This window comes from Rhodococcus sp. 4CII, from assembly GCF_014256275.1.
GTDB lineage: Bacteria > Actinomycetota > Actinomycetes > Mycobacteriales > Mycobacteriaceae > Rhodococcus_F > Rhodococcus_F wratislaviensis_A.
In genome coordinates this window covers 145388-154286 of sequence record NZ_JACCFE010000003.1, presented here as the reverse complement: position 1 = coordinate 154286, position 8899 = coordinate 145388, and the positions used below count along the sequence as shown (strand labels likewise).

The window sequence follows — 8899 nt, the reverse complement described above, 5'->3', positions numbered from 1 at the left end:
ACTCCGGTGGAGCTACACCACTCGGTTCCCCGCGGCCTTCGATGCCTTGATCTGCTCGTCGATCATCTGCGCCAACTCGTCGGCCAGCGGATCCGCCGCCGTTAGCGGCGTCTTCACGTTGTCCTCCATCCGTTGCGCGATCAGTGATTCCGCGTACGTCCGAAACGTCATCGCCTCGCTCGGCCACACCCTGCGGACCACCTGACGGGCCAGGTCCGGCACCTCGACCATCCCCGTCCGCCATCGGTCGGGGTCGCGGGCCTGGCGCTTCGCCGCGATCTCCGCCTCGATCCGTTCCTCGATCTTCAACTCCCGGGCGATCTGCTCCTCGCTGATCTCCGGCACCTGCGAGTACAGCTCCTCGGTCAGCACTGCCTCCCGGCTGTCGTGCTCGGCCTGGGCGATCAGCTGATGGGTCGTCATCACGTCCGGATCCTGCCCCGGATGCTCTGCCTTCCAGTTCCGCACCAGGTACCCCTGGCCGCCCCCGACTCGCTGCAACACCAGCTCCGAGAGCCTCGCTGCCTCCTCGTCGAACTGCGCCGCCAGCTCTGTCTTTGTCGCTGCCGGGTCCACGCCCAGATGCTCCCGCCAGATTCGCTCCACTTCCGCGCGAATCGTCGGATCGAACTCCGCCATCGTCATGTCCTTCCTGAGTGAATTGTTCGCCGGTCTCGCGCATCTCGCTCATCGGCGACCTCCGCGCAAGTTGCGTGCGTCAGCGCACGCGCTTTCGGGGTCGCCCACAGACGCCATGAGGCGAAACAGATGGGAGGGGTGTGCGGTGATCGTCCTGCGGGCCATACGGACCTTCCCTGCGTGCGGTGCATCGACCGCCGCGGGGCATGACTGACCACGGCGGCAATGCTCACGTCACGCTCAGGCGCCGTCCCGCGCTCAGCGTACGAGCGATTGTCGCTTCGATAACTCAAGATCATCATTCATCCCACCCCGATCGCGCCACTCGAGTGTGGTGCCCGACACACGAAAGTCTTGGTTCGGCGCTCGGTGAGACTGTTACCGTGCCGGGCCGCTGCCGCTACGCCGAGAAGGCGTCGTCGGGGTGGTAGCTGATCGAGTTGCGGCTGGTATTCGGGGTTGGGAAGGGTTGCCCGACCATCGGATGCCCCTCGATCACATCGCCTTCGACGGCTCGGCGATCGCCATGCTTGGACACCGCGGTCACCCGCGCCACGGCGCGCACGATCCAGTCCGGATCGACCACGACCGCAAGGTCCTGCTCCAAGGCCCGCCCCTCCTTCAGCTTCCACACTCCCCGGGAGCGGTTCCAGCATTCGGCCTCGCCTAATCCAGGCCGGTATCCGACCTGAGTCCGGCCGAGGGGATCCCCAGGGCCGAGCGGTTCCTCGTCGCCCATCCGGAACACGATCACAGGCCAGCCCCTTCCGCATACTTGGTACTGGGACCAAGTATGGACGACCGCGGGCGGACTCAGCCCACCCCCGCCACCGAGGGCCTGTCATCGCAGCAGCGCTTTCACGCGTTGGCGGCGCTTTGCCGTGCGGATCGCTTCCATGTTCACCCCACCCCAGACGCCCCACTGTTCGCCGGCCGCCAATGCCTCGGATAAGCACTGGCGCCAGACCGGGCAACCCGCACATACCGATTGCGCGGCGCGGAGATCCTCGCGTCGGCTCGTTCCGTCGCCTTTGACCGGAAAGAACAGATCTGGGTGCACCTGCGTACATACCGCGATGTCTCGCCATGACGCCCCTGTGTCCGATGCGCTTCGATCTTCCACCACCCACCTCCATACTTTTTACTAGTTAAAAGTATGAACCATGCAGGGCTGTGTCAACCCCGCATGCTGTTTGCGACGTCTCTATTGACGGAAGTGCCAGGCCCAAGCGATGATTTGGGTATCCCACCTGCGGTGGGGAGAGGGCTCGCCCCTCTGTTGGAGATCACTCATTTGGGCAGCACCAGAACGGTCGCTGTCGTCGTGTGTCCGCCAACAGAAAGGGGTCCACATGGCCCAACCCGAAATCCTGGTCTCGATCGCCCTGGTGATCGCCGCGTGCTTCGTCTTCTTCGTGACCGCCTGCCTGGTCACCGCCATCCTCATCGTTATCCTCACCGGCAGCACCGCCGGTCTCCGCGACTTCGCGAAGGTGATCGTCGCCCTCGGCCGGGTGGTCAGGTTCTGGTTCCGGTTCGGCAGCTGATCCGCGAGACCTCAAACACGAGAGAGTCCCCGGCCTCGGGCCGGGGACTCTCCTCATACGGATTTCCGCCTATCCGTGTTTCCGTATTTCCGTTCCTGCGGTTCTCATGTGCGGCTCGGACGGTCGCGGGTGTCGTCCTCGACTACGGTCGCGGCGAGCCGATGGAGATCGGGGCCGTCTCGCCAGTGGTCCCCGGGTTGCTCATCGTGCAGGTCTCCACCGTTGTGCAGCATCAGCGTGGTGATCACGACGCCGGCGAGGACAACGCCGCCTGCGATCAGACCGGCAAGCCACGGGGGGCCGGGACTGATAGTGGGGTCGATCCCGTAGAGGCCATCCCAAATGAGTGACACGAGAACGCCGAAGATCGCCGCGATCGCGAGCGCGATCGAGAGTTGGATGAGCACGGTGTTGCGCATGATCCGGGTCATGTTGATGCCTCCTTCGGCGGGCCTGCCGCCAGCCTGTGTGCAGGATGGGCCGACAGAGGCTTCGGCTTCGTCGCCCACATCAGAACAAGGCGCCTTGGTTCTCGCCCGCGGCTGCGTCGGTGCGCTGCTGGTAGGCGGAGGCGAAGGCGCGGGCCGCGGATTCGGTGCATCCGATCTCCCGGCCGACCTGCGTCCAGCTGAGCCCCGCTTCGTGGAGGTTCCAGGCGTCACGTTCGTCGTCGGTGTGTATGCCGTTGGCGTGGATGGTCACTGGCCTTCTCCTCTGAGGTGGTTGAGACGGTTGGTGGCGGCTCGCTGCTGGCGGCCGAGAGTGATCATGTGCTCGAAGAGTTGGTCTTCGGGCAGCTGCTCGGCGGCTTGCGCGAGGGACTGGGCGGCGGCGCGGAAGCTGCGCCGGTATGCCTGGCTGACGACGGTGCGGGTGTAGTGGTCGACGGCGATGTGATCGGCTCCGCGGGTGGTGATGTTTGCCAGATAGCGGGACCGTTCGGAGCCGTGGTGGCCGGCGAGGTTTCCGGTGCGTTCGAGTTCGGCGGCGACCATCGTGGTGTCGTGGGGTTTTCCGGCGCGCACGAGTCGGGCGATAACGGTGAACAGTTCGCGATGGACGGGTCGTTCGAAATCTTCGGCCTCGAGGGCGGCGACAGCCCGGACCGCAGCCTCACTGGGCGCCCACAAGAGAGCGCATAGGCAGAGGGCCTCGACGTCGGTATGAGTGTTGGTGTCGATGTCGCCGACCTGAATCTGGTCGGTGTCGGCGGCGGTGTCATCCGGGACGAGTGCGAGGGCGGCGGCGGTCATTGGGCGGTCCTTTCGTGATGGCATGGTCGGCGGGCCGGGGTCGGTGGGGACTCAGGCAGCTACGAGAGCTTTGATGCGGTCAGGACGGAAACCGCCCCAATGCTGGTCACCGGCGATGACGACCGGGGGCCTGGCTGTAGCCGAGCGCCCGCAGAGCGTTCACGGCGTGAGGGTCGCCCTCCAGATCGATCACGGAGTACTCGATCCCCTCTTTATCGAGGGCCCGATAGGTGGCATCGCATTGCACACACGAGCTTTTGCTGTACACCTGAACCGACATTTTCAATCCTCCCCATTTGCGCTGACCCTGCAATTCTCATTGTAGTCGAAAATGGAGATATTTCTACATATACCGGCTAGTTTTTCGAGCTATTTAGAGCCCTTCTTTTCGTCCGCCTCCAGTGCGCCGACACCCTTCGGCATCGTGGCGTTTAGCTGGACTTTCATCGAATCGACTCGCGGTTTAGCGCACGGCGGTACGGCGACGCATTTCACCCGGGAAGAAGCGGATTACCGGAATTAAATTTGCCTCAGGAGCGAGCATATACACCTGCCCGAATTACCGAATACCAAGAATTAGAACAGGTAATTCAAACACTTTTATAAACGGTGCGAGAATGGAATTCGACCGCACTCGGCGGGGGCTACACTATCCCCGATGTTCGGAAATCCTCCTAGTTCCGTCCGGTGCGGGATTCTCATCGGCCGCACCGGACGGGCGGTCTAGCTATCCGCGGGTGCACCCTCGGCATTCCCAACGGCCACGCACCTCGTGCAGGTCCGACGTTCCTCGCACAATCACCGCTGATTCGCCTTCCGGTCGAGCTCGGCAGGATGGGCAATTCGAGGCGGCGTGTTTCGCTCCGGGATGCCGGCGGAGTGCGCGGGCTCGAGCTGCGTTGGAGTGCACCGTGCGGCGGGTCGCAGCATGTCGCCGAAGTCGTCCAGGCATCCGGCGCACACCTTCTCGGCCTCCACGACTGGGAAGTCGCAGGCATGGACAGCGCATGGGGTGAAGAGGTCGAGCTGGGGAAGTTGGTATTTGGGCTCGGTCATGGCGAGTAGCTCCCTGTACGGCACGGGCGAGCACACCGGGCAGATAGTTGCTGCCCGGTGTGGGGGTCGGGGAGCAGTCGCGCCAGATCCGGCGCTAAGGAGTTGCCGCAGATTACGGCGCGTTATCTGCGGCAACCCTCATCCGCTTGCTGGCCTGACAGCCTGTCTCGGGTGTCTGAGTCGCGAAATTATCTGCGGTAGCTGGTTTCAGGTGCCACCTTTGATGGCGTCACGTGCCAGAGAGCGGCTTAGCGCCGCTTTTCGCAGTCCCGCTCCTCGACCCCCGCCACCAGCTCGCGGACCCCGGCGATGCGGCACACCACGGTCGGCCGCAGCTCACCGTGGGGCCGGGCCGGGCTCCTTTCCGGCTGGGCGGTGGATGCGCTCGAGTTCGGTGTTGATGCGCCGGGCTTCGGCGAGTTGGTCTTCGAGGATGATGATGCGGCACGCGGCCTCGAGCGCAGTGCCCTGATCGATCAGTTCCCGGGCGCGGGCGGCGAGGCGGAGCTGGTAACGCGAGTAACGGCGGTGCCCGCCCGCGGACCGCCCTGGGGTGAGCAGTTTAGCGGCGTCGAGGCTGCGCAGGAATGCCTGTGTCACGCCGAGGATCTCGGCGGCATGACCCATGCTGTACGCCGGGTAGTCCTCGTCGTCGAACTTCCCGGCCGGGCTACGGTCGGGTGAATCTTCCGGAATGAGGTGACCTTCTCACGGACGGGGCCCCCGGCGCCGTGAGGCACCGGGGGCCGGATCGGTTTTCACTTCCTTGTTCACTGCACTTCTGTACTCACCGCACTTCCACCGGCGGTCGGGCCTTAGCGCTGCCCGGCCGCGGCCGGAAGGTGCCGGGGCCTTACACACTCACAACCCTTACCCCGACGTGCGGTCCTGCTCTGCGGGCAGTTCATCCTCTCCCGCATCTCGTGAACCCTTCCTTGCGACGTGACAAACTCTACATCGGCAACCCTTCAATGTCTACATTCGTGAATACAGAAATTCTGTCGTGGGGTGGGCGGAGTCTCCTGTCACCGGACGGCTTCGGTTCGCGCCCCGGATGCGGATCGGTCACGCGGAGCCGACGCGCCCGACTCGGGCCACCCCACGCCCCGCCTCGATGCCCCTCAGGTGTCGTCGTCGCTGTCTTCGTGGTCGTCGTCCGGGAGCGGGACGTTCACCGCCCTGGTCAGCTGGTCGAACGATACGCCGCTGCAAACGGCTTTGATCTGGAAGAAGTGCTCGGGCAGAACACATCTGGAGCCGCTCGGGCTACGTGAGCCGACGACGGTGGAGTCAGTATCCCCTCTGACTATGTTTACGATCCCGATCGCGGAGCCTTGCATGACTACTGCACCAACGCGCTGCGGATAGAGATCACGATTGCCGCCCGATCCGATCGGACCGTTCTGCACCCCTCTGTCGGCTGATCGCCCCTACCGTCCGCGGGTCGGCGGGGGCCGACACCGTTTAGTCGGACCTCGCCGGCGTCGTCGCCCTGTCAATCCACACAACCGGCCGGCCGCTGGAGGGTCGCGTCCGCTTAGGATTCGATCTGTGGGAGGCGAGTGGATTCAGATCGATCAGGACTGTGTGACGTGCGGTAAGGCCGCGTTCCGGCACTACCTCTATGCCAGCCTCGGCGGCGTGCTGCTCGAAACTGATCTGTACGAGTGCGCCACCCCGGGCTGTCCCGGCCCTGTCGCGATCGGCGAACCGATCGACGGCTGATCGCCCCCTCCCGACCGGAAGATGGTCGCCGAGGAATCACCCCATGACGGGTTTCGTCGCAGGTGGAGCAGTGGCCTGCCTCCGGATTAGCTGGACGGACCGGGTTTCCGCTTCGGGTGGTGGCGCACCGCGGGCCGGTGTTCGTGTCGGGCGGGAGGTCGGCGCGGCTCGACCGACTCCGTCGGGTTCGCCTGCCGTTGCTCGTGGTTACGCATTAGCCTGCGGTCATGAGGTCTGCCCGGGTGGTCGGTCTCGCCGCGGCCACGGTGTGTGCGCTGGTGGCATGCGGCTCCGATACCGATACCGATACCGAAGCCACGACGGCCACCTCCCAGGCCCCGGGCGCCGTGGAGGATGTGGACCGTGCCGCCGAGATGGCCCGCTACCATGCCGACCTCAACGCTTTCGTCGCGGTGTTCCGTGCCCGATACCCGGAGCTGGCGCGCAACCGCAACGACGCATCGATCGAGCACATCGCCATCGAACCCTGCATCGACCTCGCCAACGGTGTCGACGAGCAGGCCGTCACCGCGATCATCGCCGAGCTGGCCGAAAACCAGGGCACCATCCCCACCACGGAGCAGACGCAGCAGATCTACACCCTGGTCGTACCCGTCTGTCCCTGAACTTCAATCGCGCCCTCAACATTCTGGAATGCACGAGAGCCCTGGCTGGTCGCGTTCTCGCATACCCGGTGAGGATGCGGTCGGTCCGCGTGCCCGGCGCCGTCACCGACGCCGCAGCCCTCGTCCTTCCGGCCGGGGTGGCAGTGGTCGACCAGCGAGGCCGGGTTTTCCGCAGGGTTCTCTGCGGGCGGGGCGGAGGTGTCGGGGCGGCGCTGGGTGTGCTGCTCGGTGAAGACCTGCTGCTCCCAGTACTGGTGCCCGCGGACCGGGCGAGGAAGAACCATGACAATCCCTTCCTCACGACGGTCAGGCTATCCGCTACCGGGGTCACACCCATAGTGCGTGCGCATCCCCTCGCTGTCGACCGGCCGGCTCTCTCCTCGGTTCTGCCTGCGCTGTGCGTCGGAGTGCGGCAGACGTCCGCGCCGGGGGCACGGGTGTTGGGGGTGCAGTCGGCGGTCCTGGTGCCGGGTCAGAGGTAGAGGTCGGCCACGGAACGGAGCGTCTCCCAGTGCGCGGGCCCCGGTCGGGCCAGACCGGGGGCGATGACGGTGAGGGTGCGGGCGAGGGTCACGGTCAGCCCGCCGACCAGGTCCGGGAAGCGGGCCTCGGTGCCGGAGGCGGGAATCCGGTCGAGCGGCGGGTAGGTGGCGAGTTGGGCGAGGATCCGCTCCGGGTCGAGGTGGTGCCCGAGCCGGCGGAAGTGGGTGATGTTCTCCTCGAGTCCACGGGTGACCGGGAGGTCGTCGGGTTCGATGATGTAGCGGTGATGGTCGGCGGCCGCGCGCTGCCCGGTCAGCAGCAGCCGGTACAGGCTGCGGGTGAGGACGGCGTTGCATCGGGGCAGGTCGCTGCCCTCGACGTACAGCCCGGCCGTCTCCCGGAACACCGTCTGGAAGGTGGCCACCGTCATCACGGTCAACGGGTTCACCCCTCCCGCTGTCCGCACCGTCGCTGTCGGTCGGTGGTGGGGACGGTGGCATCTCGGCGTTCGTTCGTTCGCGGGATCAGATTGCGGCGTGCCGTCGTCGTTCGAACCGGGCCCGGTGCCTTGCCAGCACCGAGTCGGTGTCGATCAGGCTCCGGCGACGGTCGCGGGCGATCGCGTACCGGACGGTGGCGCTGCGCCGACGCATCCGGTTCGCCCGGGCAGCGGCGGTGGGGTCGGCGAGCCAGCGGGCGGCGGCCCGGTCACAGCCGACCAGCAGATGCTCGCACGCCAACCGGACCGGGGCGCCGTCATCGAAGACGATCGGCAGCACGGCCTCGTCGAGGACCGACATCGGGACCCGGAGGAGCTCGTACGGCACCCGCACCGCTGCGCGGGCGGCACCGAGCGCTCTCATCAGGGGTCCTCCTCGCGTTTCGGGGTCAGCCTTCGAGGTGGAACGGGATCGCGCGGCCGCGGCCGCGGCGGCGAGCGGCGGGACGGGACAGGGCGGACTGGACGGCGGCGGTGCCCCCGATGCCGCCGGCGAGGACGAGCAGCAGCAGAGCGACGTTGGTGTTCACGAGAGCAAATTCCTCCTCGGAGGTGACCGGAACGGTGTCCGTTCGGGAATCATTCTGGCGCAGTTCAATCGGGGTGTGTTGACATCGCCCCGGACCGTGGAACCGGGTCTTCGCTGGGTTCGTTGGCGAACATGGCGGCGAGCCGGGCCTTGATCTCAGCGGTACTGATGACGGCGGTGCGGGCACCGGCGGTGGATGTTCGGTGGGCGGTGACACTCATGTCGGCAGCTTCCTACCTTCCATTACTGACGAAATGTTCTCGGTATCAGTGGTCTTCAGATCATGACGGCGGCGGCGGTGACCGCGGCGAGGGTGGCGGCGGCGACGGCGGCGGCCGCCCCGGCCGAGCCGGTGATCGCCCAGGCCGGGCCGGCGACACAGGCGGCGGCGACCGCGGCGATCACCGCGCCGGCGCGCAGCCGCCCGGCAGGGTGCGACCCGTCGTGGTGGTGGCCGGTGGTGGTGGGGTGCATGGCCGGTGTCCCTTCTCCCGGATCTGGTGGTAGATCGTGGTCGTTGCCGGAGGGATGATTCCTGGTCG

At 66.2% G+C, this 8899-nt stretch carries 18 protein-coding genes and 1 pseudogene; 4 read left to right on the top strand and 15 right to left on the bottom strand.

Annotation, left to right across the window (positions count from 1 at the left end):
* Nucleotides 1–12: 12 nt before the first annotated feature.
* The 3 genes from H0B43_RS37450 to H0B43_RS43380 form a co-directional block, all read right to left on the bottom strand.
* The gene (locus H0B43_RS37450) at nucleotides 13–639 is read right to left on the bottom strand and encodes a hypothetical protein (RefSeq protein ID WP_185730292.1); all 627 of its coding nucleotides are present in this window, start codon (nucleotides 637–639) and stop codon (nucleotides 13–15) included.
* A 400-nt stretch (nucleotides 640–1039) separates the two neighbouring features.
* Nucleotides 1040–1378, bottom strand: coding sequence for a hypothetical protein (locus H0B43_RS37445; RefSeq protein ID WP_185730293.1), 339 nt, complete (start codon nucleotides 1376–1378; stop codon nucleotides 1040–1042).
* A 102-nt stretch (nucleotides 1379–1480) separates the two neighbouring features.
* On the bottom strand, nucleotides 1481–1762 hold the full coding sequence (locus H0B43_RS43380) for a WhiB family transcriptional regulator (protein ID WP_213016526.1): 282 nt from the start codon (nucleotides 1760–1762) through the stop codon (nucleotides 1481–1483).
* Nucleotides 1763–1991: 229 nt separating this feature from the next.
* Here H0B43_RS43380 and H0B43_RS37435 point away from each other — a divergent pair, with 229 nt between their 5' ends.
* Nucleotides 1992–2186 carry a hypothetical protein gene (locus tag H0B43_RS37435; protein ID WP_185730295.1) on the top strand — a complete coding sequence of 65 codons (195 nt, stop codon included), beginning with the start codon at nucleotides 1992–1994 and terminating at the stop codon, nucleotides 2184–2186.
* A 104-nt stretch (nucleotides 2187–2290) separates the two neighbouring features.
* On the opposite strand, the gene H0B43_RS37430 is transcribed toward H0B43_RS37435, so the two are convergent.
* The 7 genes and pseudogenes from H0B43_RS37430 to H0B43_RS37400 all read right to left on the bottom strand — a co-directional run bounded on the left by H0B43_RS37430 (nucleotide 2291) and on the right by H0B43_RS37400 (nucleotide 5835).
* A complete protein-coding gene (locus tag H0B43_RS37430) occupies nucleotides 2291–2617 on the bottom strand; it encodes a hypothetical protein (RefSeq protein WP_185730296.1) in 327 nt (108 codons plus the stop codon).
* Between the two features lie 79 nt (nucleotides 2618–2696).
* Nucleotides 2697–2888, bottom strand: a complete 192-nt coding sequence (locus H0B43_RS37425) for a hypothetical protein (protein ID WP_185730297.1) — start codon at nucleotides 2886–2888, stop codon at nucleotides 2697–2699.
* Nucleotides 2885–3439, bottom strand: a complete 555-nt coding sequence (locus tag H0B43_RS37420) for a DnaB-like helicase N-terminal domain-containing protein (RefSeq protein ID WP_185730298.1) — start codon at nucleotides 3437–3439, stop codon at nucleotides 2885–2887. Before H0B43_RS37420 ends, H0B43_RS37425 begins: the two co-directional genes overlap by 4 nt.
* Before the next feature lie 51 nt (nucleotides 3440–3490).
* A pseudogene (gene nrdH, locus H0B43_RS37415) lies at nucleotides 3491–3719 on the bottom strand (glutaredoxin-like protein NrdH).
* 518 nt (nucleotides 3720–4237) lie between these two features.
* A complete protein-coding gene (locus H0B43_RS37410; protein ID WP_185730299.1) occupies nucleotides 4238–4495 on the bottom strand; it encodes a hypothetical protein in 258 nt (85 codons plus the stop codon).
* A 336-nt stretch (nucleotides 4496–4831) separates the two neighbouring features.
* Entirely contained in the window at nucleotides 4832–5191 is a 360-nt protein-coding gene (locus H0B43_RS37405; RefSeq protein WP_312034125.1) for a helix-turn-helix domain-containing protein, read from the bottom strand.
* A gap of 425 nt (nucleotides 5192–5616) precedes the next feature.
* Nucleotides 5617–5835: a hypothetical protein gene (locus tag H0B43_RS37400; protein WP_185730301.1), complete on the bottom strand. Its 219-nt coding sequence runs from the start codon at nucleotides 5833–5835 to the stop codon at nucleotides 5617–5619.
* A 211-nt stretch (nucleotides 5836–6046) separates the two neighbouring features.
* On the opposite strand from H0B43_RS37400, the gene H0B43_RS37395 reads away from it, so the two are divergent.
* From H0B43_RS37395 to H0B43_RS37385, 3 genes are all read left to right on the top strand, one after another.
* Nucleotides 6047–6220, top strand: coding sequence for a hypothetical protein (locus tag H0B43_RS37395; RefSeq protein WP_185730302.1), 174 nt, complete (start codon nucleotides 6047–6049; stop codon nucleotides 6218–6220).
* A 227-nt stretch (nucleotides 6221–6447) separates the two neighbouring features.
* On the top strand, nucleotides 6448–6846 hold the full coding sequence (locus tag H0B43_RS37390) for a hypothetical protein (protein ID WP_185730303.1): 399 nt from the start codon (nucleotides 6448–6450) through the stop codon (nucleotides 6844–6846).
* Between the two features lie 74 nt (nucleotides 6847–6920).
* The gene (locus tag H0B43_RS37385) at nucleotides 6921–7328 is read left to right on the top strand and encodes a hypothetical protein (RefSeq protein WP_185730304.1); all 408 of its coding nucleotides are present in this window, start codon (nucleotides 6921–6923) and stop codon (nucleotides 7326–7328) included.
* On the opposite strand, the gene H0B43_RS37380 is transcribed toward H0B43_RS37385, so the two are convergent.
* From H0B43_RS37380 to H0B43_RS37360, 5 genes are all read right to left on the bottom strand, one after another.
* A complete protein-coding gene (locus H0B43_RS37380) occupies nucleotides 7319–7777 on the bottom strand; it encodes a DUF1931 family protein (protein ID WP_312034090.1) in 459 nt (152 codons plus the stop codon). The two genes, H0B43_RS37385 and H0B43_RS37380, sit on opposite strands and share 10 nt — an antisense overlap.
* Before the next feature lie 76 nt (nucleotides 7778–7853).
* The gene (locus H0B43_RS37375) at nucleotides 7854–8192 is read right to left on the bottom strand and encodes a hypothetical protein (protein ID WP_185730305.1); all 339 of its coding nucleotides are present in this window, start codon (nucleotides 8190–8192) and stop codon (nucleotides 7854–7856) included.
* A gap of 25 nt (nucleotides 8193–8217) precedes the next feature.
* The gene (locus H0B43_RS37370) at nucleotides 8218–8358 is read right to left on the bottom strand and encodes a hypothetical protein (RefSeq protein WP_185730306.1); all 141 of its coding nucleotides are present in this window, start codon (nucleotides 8356–8358) and stop codon (nucleotides 8218–8220) included.
* Nucleotides 8359–8422: 64 nt separating this feature from the next.
* Nucleotides 8423–8578, bottom strand: coding sequence for a hypothetical protein (locus tag H0B43_RS37365; RefSeq protein WP_185730307.1), 156 nt, complete (start codon nucleotides 8576–8578; stop codon nucleotides 8423–8425).
* 55 nt (nucleotides 8579–8633) lie between these two features.
* A complete protein-coding gene (locus H0B43_RS37360) occupies nucleotides 8634–8831 on the bottom strand; it encodes a hypothetical protein (protein WP_185730308.1) in 198 nt (65 codons plus the stop codon).
* Between the last annotated feature and the right edge of the window lie 68 nt (nucleotides 8832–8899).